This is a genomic window from Tindallia californiensis, from assembly GCF_900107405.1.
In the GTDB taxonomy this organism is placed as follows: domain Bacteria; phylum Bacillota; class Clostridia; order Peptostreptococcales; family Tindalliaceae; genus Tindallia; species Tindallia californiensis.
Map to the genome: position 1 here is coordinate 132,706 of NZ_FNPV01000001.1, position 16,618 is coordinate 149,323.

Below are 16,618 nucleotides of genomic sequence, written 5' to 3' on the forward strand. Positions count from 1 at the left end.
TGAAAAATGACGCAAATCATGATTACAGTAGGCATTATGAGTAGCCTTTCTGGCATTCTTGCTTTAATTTTAACGCTGGCAAATCAATACATTGCTAATTACGGTGAATGTAACATCCTTATTAATAACGATAAAGAGTTTATCGTCGAAGGTGGCAGCACATTGCTTAACACCCTAAATGAGCAAGAACTATTTTTACCATCGGCCTGCGGAGGAAAAGGCACTTGTGGCCTTTGTAAGTGTGGAATTACAGAAGGCGGAGGTCCTGTATTACCAACCGAAACTTCATTTCTTAATGAGGACGATCTAAAAAACAACCTCCGTTTATCTTGTCAAGTAAAAGTAAAATCAGATTTGAAATTAACCATACCGGAAGATCTGCTCAATGCCAGAAAATACGAAGCTGTTGTTGATTCTATCAAAGAACTTACTAACACTATCCGCTTCTTAAAAATCCAAATTTCAGACGGTCAACAAATTGACTTTACCCCTGGTCAATATGTCCAATTATTAGCACCTCCATATCCAGGAAACCCCGAGGAAGTATTTAGAGCTTATTCTATCGCTTCCCCTGCATCAAATCATGATTATATTGAGCTTATTATCGGGTATGTGGAAGAAGGTCTTGTTACAACCTATGTTCACCAATTTTTGCAAGAAGGAGATAGCGTATCTTTCAACGGACCCTTTGGAGATTTTTATCTTCAAAAGGAAAGCGATGCTGATATTGTACTGATTGCTGTAGGAACAGGACTAGCACCTATCCGAAGTATCCTATATCAGTTGAAAGAAGAAAACATCAACCGCAAAACCACCTTTTTCTTCGGAGCTAAAACTGAAAAAGATCTTGTTTTAGCTGACGAAATGAAAGAATTCGAAGAGATATTGCCTAACTTTTCTTATAAGCCGGTACTTTCTAGAGTTGCTGAGGAAGATCCGTGGGATGGCGATCGGGGACGAGTTACTGATTCCATCGAAAAATATATTGATAATGCAGATAACAAAGAAGCTTATCTATGCGGCAGTCCTGTAATGATAGAATCTGCCGTTAAAAAACTTAAGGAAAAAGGCTTTACTGATGAAAACGTATTTTATGATGAGTTTGGATAGTAAAAAAACACCCTCCTTTTATCGGAGGGCGTTTTTTATGCATGACAATTTGTCAATTCAAATCCTTCGCCTATTAGTTCTATTGCCTTTTCTTCTTCTTTTGCATCAATTACCCAAGAAAGATTAATTTCTGATGTTGTAATCATTTTGATTTCAATATCAGCCTGTGCTAATAAATCAAACACTTTTCCAGCAACACCCGAATGAGAACGCATCCCTAAACCTACGATAGACATCTTAACAATATCTTCATTAATCTCCCACTGTATAAGGTCGTCTTCCATTTTCCACGATTCCATCATGACTTTAGCATAATGAGCATCTTCTTTCGGAACCGTAAAACTTACATGCATCCGATTCTTATCCACCTTCATTTGAGAAATCATATCAACATTTATTTCTTTTTGAGCCATTTCATCAAAGATGCGACGCAGACTTTTCATACTTGCAGGCAAGTACATTAGTGTTACTTGTATATCCGAATGACTGGATGTCATTCCTGTCACAACACTTTCTTCCAACTCACCACTTCCTCCACTAATGATTCTGGTCCCAGTCACTGGATCAAAGGCTGAAGCAACATAAAGTGGAACCCTATATTTATGAGCCAGTTCAACGGAACGATGGTGAAGAACACCAGCTCCTAAACTAGCCATCTCCATCATTTCTTCTGAAGTAATCTGATCAATCTTCTTTGCTTTTTTCAACTTTCTGGGATCCATTGTGTAGATTCCATCAACATCTGTATAGATTTCACAGGAAGCTCGTAATTTTGCCGCCAAAGCTACCGCAGAGGTATCACTTCCACCTCTGCCTAAAGTAGTAAATTCTTGGTCTTTTCCTACACCTTGAAAACCAGCAACAACAACTATCTTATTTTTAGATAGTTCTTGGTGGATTTTATCAACATTCATATCAAGAATTCTTGCCTTTTGATGGATAGCCGTTGTTTGAATGTTTAACTGAGAACCCGTAAAGGAAATCGCCGGTTCTCCCAAATCCCATATCGCCATAGCAAGTAAAGCGATCGACACTTGTTCACCTGTGGTCAGCAGTACGTCCAACTCCCGAGAATTCGGATATTCCGAAATTTCATGAGCCAGTTTCATTAAACGATCTGTAGAGTCTCCCATGGCCGAAACAATAACAACAACCTGATATCCTTCCTGCTTCTTTTGAATTACCTTTCGAGCAACATTTTTTATTTTTTCTGGTGATCCAACAGATGTTCCACCATATTTTTGTACAACAATATTCATTTTTAATCCTCGTTCAGTTGTCGCAATGCTTCAACTAAACCTGTTTTAGATTTTGTTTTATCGTCTATTTTTTTTAATATTTTTGCCGGTGTGCCTGCAACAACCACATTAGCAGGTACATTCTCTGTTACAATAGCCCCTGCTGCAACTACTGAATTTTCACCTATTCTCACACCTTCTAAAACGACAGCATTAGCTCCAATCATAACACCATCTTCTATCACAACAGGAGTTGCCGATGCTGGCTCAATCACACCTGCAATAACAGCACCAGCTCCTACATGGCAGTTTTTCCCAACCATTCCTCTTCCACCTATAACCGCATTCATATCAATCATTGTTCCTTCACCAATGATGGCTCCAATATTGATAACAGCACCCATCATAACAATGACATTCGGTTGTATCTCCACTTTTTCACGTATAATAGATCCTGGTTCAATCCTAGCCGGAATGCCTTTGTAATCCATCAACGGAACCCCCGACATATTACGATCCCACTCCACAACGTGATCTTCAATGAACTCGCCATGTTCATTTATAAAAGCTTCTGTTTCTTTCCAATCTCCAAACAATGTTCCATTTTGTGAATTCACAAAATATTTTCCATTATATTTTTCCCAATCAACAGACTGTAGATTACCTTTAATGTAAACCTTTACAGGCGTTTTCTTTTCACTTTTTTGGATATATTCAATTATTTGTTTTGCTTCCATCGTATTCCCTCCATCTTATTTTAAGTATTCCCTTGACTTTTAAGCATCTTTCATGCCTAAGACATCTTTCATGTTATACAGACCCGCTTCTGATTGCAAAGAAAATTTTGCTGCTTCAAGTGCTCCTTTTGCAAATACTGAAGGGTTATATGCTTCATGAACAAGTGTAATGCTTTCTAATTCGTGAATAAAGCTGGCTTCATGGCGTCCAATAATATTTCCTCCTCGAATACTATGAATACCAATCTCTCCTGCACTGCGAGGACATTGCCCTTCTCTCCCATGAACATGCTGCCTTTTTTCACCTAATCCTTTTTCTATACATTCCACTATCGTATTAGCGCTTCCTGAAGGTGCATCTTTCTTTCTATTATGATGTGACTCTACCACTTCAATATCAACAGAATCTTTTAATACGGATGCTACTTTTTCAACCATAGAAAACAGGAGGTTCATTCCTAAAGACATATTCGTTGCATATACCAAAGGTATCTCTTTAGAAGCTTTTTCTATGGCCGATAGCTGCTGATCATTATAACCCGTCGTCCCTATCACCAAGGGACAGTTTCGATTTTTCACATAGTCCAGTACTTTATCCAACGCATTTGGATGAGAAAAATCTATGACGACATTCGGCGTTAGTAAGTAGCTCTCATAATCATCATGCGAACCAATCCCTTGTACTTGATGCCAAAAAGGATCTTCTTTGGCCATTTCAATAATCATTTTCCCCATCTTCCCTGTTTTTCCCCATACTAGTAAATTCAAAAAAACACACCCTTCCTTAAAACATCCGTTCTATATAATATTCAAGGTTTTCATCTCTTTTTCCAGTTCATTCATTTTATCATCTTCCATGGAAGTCAGCGGGAGTCTTAGTTCATTATTGATTTTATTCATTAATGCCATGGCTGCTTTTACAGGTATTGGGTTAACTTCTGCAAACAAATGGTTAAAGAGTTTCTTATACTTTACCTGAAGCTCTATGGCCTTCTTAATGTTTCCTTCTGAAAAAGAGCGACACATTTCTTCAGTTTCTTTTGGTATTACATTCGCCATCACTGAAATAACTCCGTGACCTCCAATAGAATATATTGGCAATATATTATCATCATTTCCAGAAAAAATCAGAAAATCCTCCGAAACCAAACGTTTTATTTCTAAAACTTGCGATATATTCCCACTGGCTTCTTTAATACCGATGATATTTTTTACTTGCGAAAGCTTTTCCACCGTCTCCGGTTCCATGTTGACACCTGTACGCCCAGGTACATTATATAAGACTAAAGGTATGCCGATACTTTTAGCAATAGTTTCAAAGTGGGTTATAAGACCTTTTTGAGTAGCTTTGTTATAGTAAGGAGTTACCACCAATACCCCATCTGCTCCTAAAGCTTCTGCTTTCTTTGAACTGTCAATAGCCACTGATGTATTATTACTTCCTGTGCCTACAAGGACTGGTATTCTACGATTCACATGGTCCACTGCCGTTGTTATTATTTGTTTTTTTTCTTCATCAGTTAATGTCGATGCTTCTCCAGTAGTTCCCAAAACAACCAAACATTGGCAATCATTTTTTATCTGAAAGTCTATTAATTTTTTATAGCTCTCCAAGTCAATTTCCCCTTCTTTGAAGGGTGTTATAAGAGCTACCCCTGTACCTTTAAACATAACTATCGCCTCCTTATTAAATCTTCTTTGTTACAGTATTCCACAAGCCTACCTAATGCTTCATCTCTTCCATCTTTTCGATAATTTGAACAGCGTTGGTAGCAGCCCCCTTACGCAAATTATCAGCAACGATCCACATAGAAAGCGTGCAGGGATCAAATAAATCTTTTCTAATACGTCCCACAAAAGTCGAATCACTCCCTTGAATTTCAAGGGGTGTCGGATACTTTAGATGGGCCGGATCATCTAATAAAGTTATTCCCGCTTCGCTACTGAGTAACTCTCTAACTTCTAACAACCGTGGAGTGCTGTTAAATGTCACCGTTACCGATTCACTATGCCCATTAAAAACAGGCACTCGAACAGCTGTTGCGTTAACCTGTATGGTTTCGTCATTGAATATCTTTTGGGTTTCATTGACCATTTTAAGTTCTTCTTTGGTAAATCCATTTTCATAGAATACGTCGATATGAGGGAGGCAATTTGCCGCAATTGGTTTTGGATAAACAGATGGCGGATAGTTCGGGTCATCGTTTTGTTTTTCCAACTCAAGAATTGCCTTATTACCACTCCCAGATACCGCCTGATAAGTAGATACAACAATTCGCTTCATTTGATAAACACGATGTAACGGCGCCAGAGCCATTACCATTTGGATGGTAGAACAATTAGGATTAGCAATGATACCTTTGTAGTCACGCAATATATGGCCATTTACTTCAGGTACGACCAGCGGTATTTCTTCATGCATGCGCCAATAAGAAGAGTTATCTATTACGATATTTCCGGCTTCTTTTGCAATCGGTGCATATTCTTTCGATATATCTCCGCCGGCTGAAAACAAAAGATAATCATACTTTTCTCGCATCTTTTCTTCTGTCAATAATTCAACGGTAATCGTTTGGTCTCTCCATTCCAACTGTTCTCCAGCCGTCCTCGATGACGCAAAGCAGCGCACCTTATCAAGGTTAATATTTCTTTCATTAAGTACTTCTAATATTTTTCTTCCTACAGCCCCTGTAGCTCCTACTATTCCAATGTTAAGTCCTATTTCACACGCCTCCCTTTTTTATCTACCCCATTTATGAAAAAACTCCCGGAACCAAACCCGGGAGAAATCATACCATTAAAAAGATAGCACACCTATAATGACCTTATAGGCATGAATTCGTCTTCCAATAGCACTCCATGGGCATCCATGACAGTAGCAACGCTATTCGCAATTGCTCCCAGTTTCATGAACGAAAGCATGTTCAGAAACTTCGGCGCCCAGACCTTTTGAAAATCGGCATTGAGTGCTTACCTCTTATCATCCGAATTTCTACTTTTTCTTAGCGCATCCTCTATCGATCTATCATTCAATTATATAAATACCATTTATAATATTATCATACCTTTAAAAGCACTGTCAAGATTACCTAAGACTCTCCGATAGTCATTTTTTAGTCTTGAATGTTTCAAGATTATAGATATCTGTTCTTCGAAGCTTCAATAATGGCAATTGATTACGGATTGAATCAACACGATCTGGTAGTATCTCCGTTGTCACTATTGATTCTTTTTCATCAGTTGATGCTAACACAGTCCCCCAAGGATCGCAAATCGTCGAGTGGCCATAAGCATGGTATTCTGCTTCTTCATTTCTAGCCGGAGAAGCTGCCACAAAATAGACCTGATTATCAACGGCACGCATTTTTATTGTTTCATGCCAATGCGCAGGTCCTGTAGTTGTATTAAATGCTGCCGGCACAATGATTATACGTGCTTGTTGTAAGGCCATTAGCCTAATTAATTCTGGAAATCTCATATCAAAACAAATGGCTATTCCAACTTTGCCATATGCTGTATCAAAAACCGTCACTTTATTACCAGCGGATAGAAGATCCGATTCCATAAAGCGAACGCCATTTTTAATATCGACATCAAATAAATGAATTTTCCTGTGTTTTCCAATACACTTTCCAATGGTATTATATGTATAGGACGTATTATATATTTTACCATCAGCTTTTTCAGCAATAGACCCACCTATTAACGTAATTTTAAGCTCTTTCGCTAAGGATGAAAGCATTCTAGTTGTAATGCCTCCTTCCTCTTCTGCTGTTTTCTCCATGCATTCGATACTATATGGTGAGTTAAAAATTTCCGGCAATACCACTATTTGGGAGTTAACATCAGAAACAGCTTTTCTAATCATGAATTCTGCTTTTTGCAAGTTCTCTTTCTTATTATTTTTCACCATCATTTGACATATCGAAAGCCTAAAAGGTTCCATATGAAAACACCCCTTAAAATCATAAAATTGTTTTTATTTTTATCTCTACCTTATAACTATATAGCATTTATGATAAAATGTAATCCGTTATTATATTTATTTCCAGAAAGGAAGGATTCTATGCTAAGAACCGCTTATTGGTTGTTTGATTTCCTTTTATATCTAGTGTACATTATCTTTTGTGCCCGTCGAGCAAAATCTATGGAAAAAAACGGTGATAATCTCAAAAAAAGAGATTTCACTCAAAAAATTGGACAGAGATGGTCTCATCGTATTATTAATAAATCAGGTAGCAAGGTAACCATTGAAGGTGCAGAAAATATTCCTGAAAGTGGACCTGTTTTAATTGTTAGTAATCATCAAAGTTATTTTGATATTCCCTTATTAGTAAGTACGATTCCTTTACCCATGGGATTTGTTGCAAAAAAAGAGTTGCAAAAGATTCCTGTCATATCAAAATGGATGGATTTGATTGAATGTAGTTTTATTGATCGCAAGGATTTACGCCAATCAATTAAAGCCATTCAAAAGGCTCAACACACCCTGAAGGATGGGCATTCAATGGTTATTTTTCCAGAAGGAACCCGAAGCAAAGGAAAGGAAATGTCTTCCTTCAAACCTGGTAGTTTAAAATTGGCACAGAAAGCAGGGGTTCCCATTTTACCAGTAGCCATACAAGGCACCTGCGATATGTTTGAAACAACTAATCGAATCCAGCCAGCAGATGTAAAGATCAAGATATTACCTTTATTCGACCTTGAATACGTGGAAAGCACTACTACCAACCAACTTCTAACTGATGTTTTTCAATTAATTAACAAAGAGTTAGGAGGAAGCTCTTTGTTATCCATTGATTAATCTTCATGGTACATGGTGTCAACAAATTCATCCATAATTCGATCATGATCACCAGCATTATAGGATATGATGTTTTTTAGATGTGTAAAGGAATCTAAATCGATATGTTCTAATCTAATTCCAATTCCATTTTCTTCCATTCGAACAATAGATCCTTCTGCCTGTATTTCTATATTAGAAGCATGGTCCATCAATTCAATCAATACTTCAACTTTTTCTCCTAACAAGGATGCCTCCAAAGGTTTTTCCACTTTCAGGAATAAACCTTTTAAGCTTAAGTCGTGTACTTGGCCTATAAGATTTATATTCCTGCTTTTCACCTTTCCTTTAATATGAAATTCAATACGAGTAACTTTTCTTTTTTCTTCCACTTTAACCGCTCCTCGCTTTCCATCATTGGTTTTCAAATTCTTTAGTTATTATACCCATCAAAATCAGTGAATATCGGTTATAAAAAGGAAACCCCCTCAAAAGAGGGGGAAATCAGTTTACTTCTTGGAAAACCTGATCTAAAGTATTCACAAATAGATCAATCTCTTCTTTTTTTATCACCATTGGAGGAAGAAACCGCAACACCTTTCCTGAAGTACAATTAATAATCAGTTTTTTGTCAAAAGCTTTTCTGACAATTTCATCTCCCGGAAAATTAAGTTCCAACCCTACCATAAGCCCTTTTCCTTTTACTTGTTTTACAAAATCATATTTTTCTTTCAACATCTGTAATTTTTGGATCAAATATGCTCCGTCTTCTTTTACCTTCTCAGGTATATTTTGATTTATTATCTCTTTCATTGTTGCTGCTCCCGCTGCACAAGCTAATGGATTTCCACCAAAGGTGGTTCCATGATCTCCAGGATTCCATGCATCTGCAACCTTTTCTGTTGCAACAATTGCTCCAATAGGAAAACCGCCAGCCATTGTTTTTGCCAATGACATAATATCAGGTATAATACCATATTGCTCATAAGCAAACATAGCACCCGTTCTTCCTAATCCACACTGAATTTCGTCTACAATAATTAAAAGGCCCTGTTTCTTGGCAAGGTCGTTCACCTTATTAACAAACGCCTCCGAAACTTGGGTCAGTCCGCCTTCTCCTTGGAGAGGCTCAAACATAATCGCACAGGTTTTCTCCGACACAGCATTTTCTAACGACTCTACATCGTTAAAAGGTACTTGCTTGAACCCCTCTGGTAACGGTTTGTATCCTTCACGATAGCTTTCCTTAGCTGTCGCACTCAGGGTACCCAGCGTTCTTCCATGAAAAGACTCACTTACGGTAACAATTTCATACCTTGGGGTATCAAACATCTTATAACCATATTTTCTTGCTAATTTAAGGGCCGCCTCATTAGCTTCCGCACCGCTATTACAGAAAAAAACTTTATCCCCAAAGGAGTTGTCTACTAATAACTTCGCAAGTTCATATTGTGGCTCATTCCAATAATAATTTGTTACATGCATTAATTTTTTTGCCTGATTCATTATCGCCTCTACTAAAAAGTCAGGTGAATGCCCCATCCCCGAAGCAGCTAATCCGCCTACCATATCCAAATATTTATTTCCTTCAGAGTCAATCAGCATACAATCTTTGCCTTCAACAAACACTACTGGTACTCGTTTATAAGTATTCATGATAATACCTTCACTTGCTCTAATAAACTCATTCTTTAGCATATTTATACTTCCTCCTAATAGTCATTCGCTATTCCTATCGTTATTGGTATATTATTGTTCCTTCATGAAGGTCAGAAAAAATTTCTGATAACAACGAGTGGCTTTTTCTACCATCGATTATATATACCCTTTCAACACCATTTTTGACAGACTCTGCACAACCTTTAACCTTCGGAATCATTCCTCCCGTTATGATTCCTTCCTCAATGTAGTCATCAATTTCATTAACATTCATTCGAGGTATGACTTTCATCTCATCTCCCTGAGATTTCATCACTCCTTCTATATTCGTTAACATAATTTGAACAGGCGCCTTTAATTCAATCGCTATTTTCCCAGCCGCTTCATCTGCATTAATATTATACCGGTTTCCATCTTCATCACAACCAATCGATGAAATCACTGGAATAAAATCTTCACTTAGCAACTTATTTATTAACTCCGAGTTGATTGTTTTAATTTCACCTACGTATCCTAGTTCAGGGTTTTTTTGTCCCGCTACAATAAGCCCTCCGTCCTGTCCACTTAATCCTATCGATTTGATTCCATAAGAACTAATCCTCGCTACCAAATCTTTTGCAATTTTTCCTGAAAGTACCATTTCAGAAACAATCATCGTTTCTTTATCTGTCACACGAAGCCCTTCTACAAATGTTGATTTTTTTCCTATCAATTCTAACATACTTGTTATTTCAGGGCCCCCACCATGTATAATAACTGGATACATCCCCATATATTTCATTAAGACGATGTCCTCTATCACTTGTTTCTTTAACTCATCATTGACCATGGCATTCCCGCCATATTTGATGAGGATTACTTTTTTATGATATCTTCTTAAAAAAGGTATCATTTCCACCAGCATTTCTGGATTAACTTTTTTTTGATCCGTCCTGCTCATCCATACTCCTCCTCTAACTTCTATAGGAGCCATTGATTTTTATATAATCATAAGTAAGATCACAGCCCCAGGCGGTAGCAGACGAACTTCCATTGTTAGCTTCAACAATAATGCGAACAGATTGATTTTTTAGGATTGTTGTTACCAATTCCTCGTCATACTCTAACGGAAGCCCATTTTCCAACACTTTCACATTTTTCTCCTGTCCATCACTCAGATTAAGCTTGACTCCTTCCATATCAAAGGGTACTCCCGAGTACCCAAGACTACAAATCATTCTTCCCCAGTTTCCATCTTCTCCAAAAATAGCCGTTTTTACAAGATTTGAACCCGCTATGGTTTTCGCTGCTTTTCTAGCATCACTAACGGTTATAAAACCATGTGCTTCTACCTCTATAAATTTTGATGCTCCTTCGCCATCCTTAGCAATAGATTTCGCAAGATATTCACATACATATTGGAGCGCTTGAACAAACATATCTTTTTGGGGATGATTCTCATTCATTTCCCGATTGCCACTTTCACCGTTAGCCATTGCAATAACCGAATCATTAGTGCTCGTATCTCCATCTACTGTAACCATATTGAAAGTACCCTCAGTTATTTCCCTTAAAATTGCTTGAAAGTAACTTGGACTAATCACAATATCCGTCGTGATGAAACCAAGCATCGTTGCCATATTAGGATGAATCATCCCTGATCCCTTCGCTATTCCCGCGATAGTCGCTATCTTCCCATCCAATTCTATTTCAACAGCAATTTCCTTATTGATCGTATCCGTTGTCATAATTCCTTGAGCTGCCGCTTTCCCGCCTTTTTTACTTAGCTGTTTTGCCGCTTCCGGAATACCTTCTATAATATTATCCATCGGCAATGGTACTCCAATGACACCGGTGGATGCAATGGCTACCTCTGTCGAATCGATATCCAAAAACGCAGCAGTTGTTTTTTGTATGGTTTCAGCGTCTTCCATCCCACGTTTTCCTGTACACGCATTGGCATTCCCACTATTTATTATAATAGCTTTTAATGATTGTCGTTTTAAGATTTCTTTGCTAATGATGACCGGAGCTGCCATTGCGTTGTTCTGTGTGAAAACACCAGCTGCCACAGCCTTTTTCTTACAGTATATTAAAGCTAAATCCAATTGCTCATTTTCTTTGACTCCTGTGCAAATACCACTCGCCAAAAAACCTTTTGGACTTGTAATAGAACCATTATCTACTATTTTAAACGATGTATTGCTGTTCTTCATCCTTCCACTCCTTTTCTACTACATTAAGGCCATATAGGCGCTGTATCCAAACCAGTTCTTTCATCTAATCCAAACATCACATTCATGTTTTGAACAGCCTGACTTGAAGAACCTTTTAGTAAATTATCAATCGCCGAAACCACCACCAATTTACCACTTCTTGAATCAATGACAAATCCTATGTCACAGAAGTTCGACCCTTTAACAGCTTTCGTTTCCGGAAGATATCCTTCTTTTAATATTCGTATAAAAGGCGCTTTCTCATAATACGCTTCATAGCATGTTTCAACATCTTTTCTCGTTATCCCTTCAGCCGATATAACAATGGTTGATAAAATACCACGATCTATAGGAATTAAGTGCGGCGTAAATAAAATATTTACGGAAGATCCCGCCGCCAGCGACAGCTCTTGCTCGATCTCCGGTGTATGTCTGTGCTTACCTATGTTATACGCTTTGATATTTTCATTAACCTGTGAAAATATATTTACTTCCGATGAACTTCGTCCTGCTCCCGAAACACCCGTTTTTGAATCAATAATAATCTCTTTGTTATGGAGCCGTTTTTCTTTTAATAAGGGTAAAAGTGGCAATAAAATGCTGGTAGGAAAGCATCCTGGATTCGCTACTAAAGCAGCATTTGCGATGCTATCAGCATACCATTCAGGTAAACCGTAAACAGCCTTTTTAAGAGTTCTATCATCCAAGTGTTTTGTTTCATACCAATGTTCATATATTGTTGCTTCCCGAAGCCGAAAGTCTGCAGAAAAATCAATCACTCTAAAGCCTCTTTTGATTAATGGCAACACTTTACTTTGACTAACTCGATGGGGAAGAGCAGAAAATATGATATCCGTATCTTCAGGCACGTCGTCAACATTAATGGATCGACAAATATCCTCCACTTTGCTGCGAAGATTTGGATAAATAGCATCAAATCTGACGCCTTCATAACTTCTTGAATCAAGGAAAATCGTTTCTATTTCAGGATGTAATTCTAATAACCGCACCAGTTCAGCACCTGTATAACCTGTTGCACCCATGATCCCTGCTTTTATCATTGTTTACCTCCTCGCAAAATAATCATTTGCATCACATAATCGCTTGTTTTTGGGCACTTCATGCAAATATTTCATCCATTATACACGAAACTGACTTATTATGCAAATCACATCCAAGTCAAAATCTATTAAAAAAGATAAAGTCATTACTATAACACAAAAAATTTCACAACTTCATTTTATAACAGAAAGATTGATTGTATTAAAATTCATCATTTTGTATATTTTTACTTTCGTACTTCCCCATCCACTCTGCCTTCTTTTCTAAGACCCTTTTTGAGTAAGTAGTTTTGTAACTTTTATGCCACTCATACACTCGTGATAACCCTGTAGGTCCCATGTTATATTCACTCAACACCTTGTGCCAGTCAACATCGCCATAGTCTTTTTGAGATCTTTCGACATTGTGTTTTAGGTACATTAACCCTAATGGTAGGTTATACCAATTTTCAAATATTTTTTCCGGATCATACGTAAAAAACCATTGATCATGATATAATTCAAAAAGATGTTTTTCAGTGATCGGTGTTATTTGCATAAACCCTCTATCTTGATGCTGACCTACAAGCTCTTTCTCAAAGGTACCTCCAGTTTCCACATGAATTAAGCCTATCACTATCCATATTGGAATCTCTTTATCAAAGCTATTTCTCATTAATATCCAAACATCTTCATTACTCATCCCTGTTTCACTCACTAAAAAATCAAGTAAATATTGTTCCTCCGCTGATAATAAATGTTCACGATGAAATCCTTTGTGATAAATATTATCCAAATAGTCATCATGACGTCTTTCCAACGGATTAGAAACTCTATAATGAACCATTATTGCTTCTTTTCTTAAAGTAGCTATGCCATCCACTTCTTTTTTATACTCACTCCATATCCAGCCTGGTACTAAGATAAAAAACACCATCAGTATCGCTACGGCTAACAAAGTCCATATTATTAATGTTTTTTTACTTTTATTCATTCCATTCAGGATTCCAAATCCAGTCTCCTTCTAAGTTTATATATCCGTTTCCTCCATCCGTTTCTACTTGAGCGATACCTTCAAAGAAGTTCCAAGCTCTCTTGAACTGTGGTTCCACGATCATAACACCATTTTCATCAATATATCCCCACCGATTATTAAGCTTTACAGATGCCCTTCCTTCAGAAAAACTCCTAGCATCTTCGTACTCAGCTTTGATAGTAAATTGATCTTCGATATCTATATATCCCCATTTCCCATCCATCCGTACAGCTGCTATCCCATTATGATAAGGTAACGCATGTTCATAAACAGGAGAAATAATCCAGTGACCTTCTTTATCTATAAAACCTACCCGTTCTTTATATCGAGCAAAAGCGACGCCTTCACTAAAGATATCAACTTCATCAAAAATTGCCTCTATCACCACATTACCTTCGATATCGACATATCCCCAATAGTCTCCTATTTTAACAGGTAGACGCTGTTTATTTTCTAACACATTTGCCTCTTCTTTATTTTTTGATCCCGGATTTTGTAAAGAACTTCTTTCTTGTGTCGCATCAGACTGGCTACCGATAGCCTCATCCATATTAGTTATTTCAACCTCATCCCGTCCAAATAAAAGAAATAAGACGCTTCCCGTTATTAATAAGCTAAGTATGACTACTGCCCCAATCAAAAGAAATGCCTGTTTTTTCGTCAATTCCCTCGACATTGCAACTTTTGTCTCTTTTGTCTCTTCAGATGTTTTTTCTTCTTCCATGTTGCCACCTCTTTTCTGTGATTTTATCATGCAGCTTTTTCTTTTTTTACTACTCCTTACTGTTCATTTTTTACTTGTTAGCCTTTTCCATATTCTTTTTATCGGCTTATAGACTATATATATCCATTACCGGTGAATTTAATAAATTCTTCCATAAATAAAAAATCTCAGTTGATTCTGTTACACAATCAACTGAGATTAATCTTATTTATTTACTTGAAAAAGCTCTGTTAGATTAACGATTTCAAATAAGTCCATTATTTCTTTTTTAGCATTAGTTATCCTCATTTTCCTGTCGCCTCTCGCCAAATGCCTGTATAGACCTATCAGAAATGTAATACCTGTTGAATCAACGTATTGTACTTCATCAAAATCTATTATTACTTCATTTATTAGTTCTTTTGAATCAAGAACTTGATACATGTACTGCAAAAATGTGTTTACGTTAGTTGCTGTTGGGTTTTGTGCCAAATAAAAAGTTAATTGTTTTTCTTGTATTATATAATTCAAAACATCCCCCCCCCTTATCATAACCATCAGCAAACGAACCATTTATTATAAGCAGTTTGGCCTTACATTTCCATATCTTCAATGGTTTCAAGACTTTTATTAATTTGATTAAGTTCTTCTTCCAGCTCAAGCTTCATTTCGTTTAGATTCTGTATTACTTCGTCATCTTTTAGATATAAATCACTTAAAACAATAGCCCTTCTTATAGCATATATTCGGTTTTTTAGTTTATCTTTTTGAAATAAAATTTCTCCCAATTTCATCCTATCTACCTCCCAGGTTGTAATAAGTTTCTACTTGAACATTGTTTCAAAAACGCTTTCCGCTGCTTCTATTGTTTGATCAATGACCTGATCATCATGGCACACGGATAAAAACCAAGACTCAAATTGAGAGGACGGTAAATAGATTCCTTTTTCCAACATTCCACGGAAAAATTTTCCGTACATATCTGTGTCAGATTTCGAAGCACTCTCATAGTCACTAACCGGTTGATCCGTAAAAAACAAGCTTAGCATGGAACCAACTCGATTAACCGTCGCCGACACATCATATTGCTCAATTAAAGTTCGCAAACCACGCTCTAGCTTCATTGTTTGTCGATCAAGTTGTTGATAAATATTAGGATTACTTACAAGTTTTTCCAAAGTATGATATCCCGCTGTCATTGCCAGAGGATTTCCCGAAAGTGTTCCAGCCTGATAAACGGGTCCTTTAGGAGCCATCAGTTTCATTACATCGAATCGTCCTCCGAAGGCTCCAACCGGCAGTCCGCCTCCTATAACCTTACTATAGCATGTCAAGTCAGGCTTAATATTATACAAGCATTGAGCACCCTCAAAAGCCAATCTAAACCCAGTCATTACTTCATCTAAAATCAAAAGACTATCATGCTCCTCCGTTACTTCCCGAAGGGTTTGTGCGAACTCCATGGTCATTGGAACAACACCCATATTTCCAGCTACTGGCTCCGCAATAACCGCTGCTATTTCACTACCTTGCTCCTTAAATAGTTGGCGTATCATTTCATCATCATTATATCTAGCTGTAATGGTATTTTCCACAATGCTTTCTGGAACACCAGGACTTCCAGGTATTCCCTGAGTTAGGATTCCCGATCCAGCTTCAACTAAAAGGCCATCAGAATGACCATGATAATTTCCGCTAAATTTCACTATCTTCGATCTACCTGTAAACGCTCTTGCAAGCCTTAAAGCCGTCATTACTGCTTCTGTTCCAGAGTTGACCATCCGAATTCTTTCAATAGAGGAAACATTATCCACAATCATTGAAGCCAGCATATTTTCAGCTTCTGTTGGTGCTCCGAAACTAGTGCCGTTTTGCAAAGCTTTTTCTAAAGCCCTTATCACATCCGGGTCAGAATGCCCTAAAATCATCGGTCCCCAGGATAAAACATAGTCCAGGTATGTATTGCCGTCCACATCTGTCACCGTCGCACCTTTTCCATGCTGAATAAAAACAGGATCTCTGTCAACAGCAGAGAATGAACGCACAGGGCTATTAACACCTCCTGGCATAAGCGTCAGAGCTCTTTCATACATTGCACGTGAATTTTCATGATTCAT

18 protein-coding genes and 1 riboswitch are annotated in these 16,618 nt (G+C 37.5%); of the genes, 2 read left to right on the forward strand and 16 right to left on the reverse strand.

The genetic code is table 11. The features are described 5' to 3' along the window. Nucleotides 1-6: 6 nt before the first annotated feature. Nucleotides 7-1,110 carry an NADH:ubiquinone reductase (Na(+)-transporting) subunit F gene (locus BLV55_RS00665; RefSeq protein ID WP_093309887.1) on the forward strand — a complete coding sequence of 368 codons (1,104 nt, stop codon included), beginning with the start codon at nucleotides 7-9 and terminating at the stop codon, nucleotides 1,108-1,110. 35 nt (nucleotides 1,111-1,145) lie between these two features. Here the strand turns inward: BLV55_RS00665 and BLV55_RS00670 are convergent, their stop codons facing one another. The 6 genes from BLV55_RS00670 to BLV55_RS00695 form a co-directional block, all read right to left on the reverse strand. Beyond that, a complete protein-coding gene (locus BLV55_RS00670; protein WP_093309889.1) occupies nucleotides 1,146-2,369 on the reverse strand; it encodes an aspartate kinase in 1,224 nt (407 codons plus the stop codon). A 2-nt stretch (nucleotides 2,370-2,371) separates the two neighbouring features. Continuing rightward, nucleotides 2,372-3,085 carry a 2,3,4,5-tetrahydropyridine-2,6-dicarboxylate N-acetyltransferase gene (gene dapD / locus BLV55_RS00675; RefSeq protein WP_093309892.1) on the reverse strand — a complete coding sequence of 238 codons (714 nt, stop codon included), beginning with the start codon at nucleotides 3,083-3,085 and terminating at the stop codon, nucleotides 2,372-2,374. 39 nt (nucleotides 3,086-3,124) lie between these two features. Then, nucleotides 3,125-3,853 carry a 4-hydroxy-tetrahydrodipicolinate reductase gene (dapB, locus tag BLV55_RS00680; protein ID WP_093309894.1) on the reverse strand — a complete coding sequence of 243 codons (729 nt, stop codon included), beginning with the start codon at nucleotides 3,851-3,853 and terminating at the stop codon, nucleotides 3,125-3,127. Between the two features lie 30 nt (nucleotides 3,854-3,883). Further along, a complete protein-coding gene (dapA, locus tag BLV55_RS00685; RefSeq protein ID WP_093309897.1) occupies nucleotides 3,884-4,756 on the reverse strand; it encodes a 4-hydroxy-tetrahydrodipicolinate synthase in 873 nt (290 codons plus the stop codon). A 52-nt stretch (nucleotides 4,757-4,808) separates the two neighbouring features. Then, nucleotides 4,809-5,807 carry an aspartate-semialdehyde dehydrogenase gene (locus BLV55_RS00690; protein ID WP_093309899.1) on the reverse strand — a complete coding sequence of 333 codons (999 nt, stop codon included), beginning with the start codon at nucleotides 5,805-5,807 and terminating at the stop codon, nucleotides 4,809-4,811. 120 nt (nucleotides 5,808-5,927) lie between these two features. Further along, nucleotides 5,928-6,110: riboswitch (Lysine riboswitch) on the reverse strand. A gap of 81 nt (nucleotides 6,111-6,191) precedes the next feature. Beyond that, nucleotides 6,192-7,031: a carbon-nitrogen hydrolase family protein gene (locus tag BLV55_RS00695; RefSeq protein ID WP_093309901.1), complete on the reverse strand. Its 840-nt coding sequence runs from the start codon at nucleotides 7,029-7,031 to the stop codon at nucleotides 6,192-6,194. A gap of 120 nt (nucleotides 7,032-7,151) precedes the next feature. Here BLV55_RS00695 and BLV55_RS00700 point away from each other — a divergent pair, with 120 nt between their 5' ends. Beyond that, nucleotides 7,152-7,889 carry a lysophospholipid acyltransferase family protein gene (locus BLV55_RS00700; protein ID WP_176968187.1) on the forward strand — a complete coding sequence of 246 codons (738 nt, stop codon included), beginning with the start codon at nucleotides 7,152-7,154 and terminating at the stop codon, nucleotides 7,887-7,889. Here BLV55_RS00700 and BLV55_RS00705 read toward each other — a convergent pair. The 10 genes from BLV55_RS00705 to hemL form a co-directional block, all read right to left on the reverse strand. After that, nucleotides 7,886-8,260 carry a PilZ domain-containing protein gene (locus tag BLV55_RS00705; RefSeq protein ID WP_176968188.1) on the reverse strand — a complete coding sequence of 125 codons (375 nt, stop codon included), beginning with the start codon at nucleotides 8,258-8,260 and terminating at the stop codon, nucleotides 7,886-7,888. The two genes, BLV55_RS00700 and BLV55_RS00705, sit on opposite strands and share 4 nt — an antisense overlap. A 112-nt stretch (nucleotides 8,261-8,372) precedes the next feature. Continuing rightward, nucleotides 8,373-9,566 (reverse strand): aspartate aminotransferase family protein, encoded by a 1,194-nt coding sequence (locus tag BLV55_RS00710; RefSeq protein ID WP_093309908.1) that lies wholly within the window; start codon nucleotides 9,564-9,566, stop codon nucleotides 8,373-8,375. A gap of 40 nt (nucleotides 9,567-9,606) precedes the next feature. Beyond that, a complete protein-coding gene (argB, locus tag BLV55_RS00715; protein ID WP_093309912.1) occupies nucleotides 9,607-10,467 on the reverse strand; it encodes an acetylglutamate kinase in 861 nt (286 codons plus the stop codon). A 13-nt stretch (nucleotides 10,468-10,480) separates the two neighbouring features. Then, complete coding sequence (gene argJ, locus BLV55_RS00720; RefSeq protein ID WP_093309916.1) at nucleotides 10,481-11,722, reverse strand: bifunctional glutamate N-acetyltransferase/amino-acid acetyltransferase ArgJ; 1,242 nt, start codon at nucleotides 11,720-11,722, stop codon at nucleotides 10,481-10,483. A 23-nt stretch (nucleotides 11,723-11,745) separates the two neighbouring features. Next, nucleotides 11,746-12,783 (reverse strand): N-acetyl-gamma-glutamyl-phosphate reductase, encoded by a 1,038-nt coding sequence (gene argC / locus BLV55_RS00725; RefSeq protein ID WP_093309919.1) that lies wholly within the window; start codon nucleotides 12,781-12,783, stop codon nucleotides 11,746-11,748. Nucleotides 12,784-12,985: 202 nt separating this feature from the next. After that, entirely contained in the window at nucleotides 12,986-13,756 is a 771-nt protein-coding gene (locus BLV55_RS00730; RefSeq protein WP_093309921.1) for a transglycosylase SLT domain-containing protein, read from the reverse strand. Beyond that, nucleotides 13,749-14,522, reverse strand: a complete 774-nt coding sequence (locus BLV55_RS00735) for a WG repeat-containing protein (protein ID WP_176968189.1) — start codon at nucleotides 14,520-14,522, stop codon at nucleotides 13,749-13,751. The genes BLV55_RS00730 and BLV55_RS00735 overlap by 8 nt, the downstream gene beginning before the upstream one ends. Nucleotides 14,523-14,726: 204 nt before the next feature. Continuing rightward, entirely contained in the window at nucleotides 14,727-15,032 is a 306-nt protein-coding gene (locus tag BLV55_RS00740) for an STAS domain-containing protein (RefSeq protein ID WP_176968190.1), read from the reverse strand. Nucleotides 15,033-15,094: 62 nt separating this feature from the next. Next, nucleotides 15,095-15,295 (reverse strand): hypothetical protein, encoded by a 201-nt coding sequence (locus BLV55_RS00745; RefSeq protein ID WP_093309928.1) that lies wholly within the window; start codon nucleotides 15,293-15,295, stop codon nucleotides 15,095-15,097. 30 nt (nucleotides 15,296-15,325) lie between these two features. Continuing rightward, complete coding sequence (gene hemL / locus BLV55_RS00750; protein ID WP_093309931.1) at nucleotides 15,326-16,618, reverse strand: glutamate-1-semialdehyde 2,1-aminomutase; 1,293 nt, start codon at nucleotides 16,616-16,618, stop codon at nucleotides 15,326-15,328.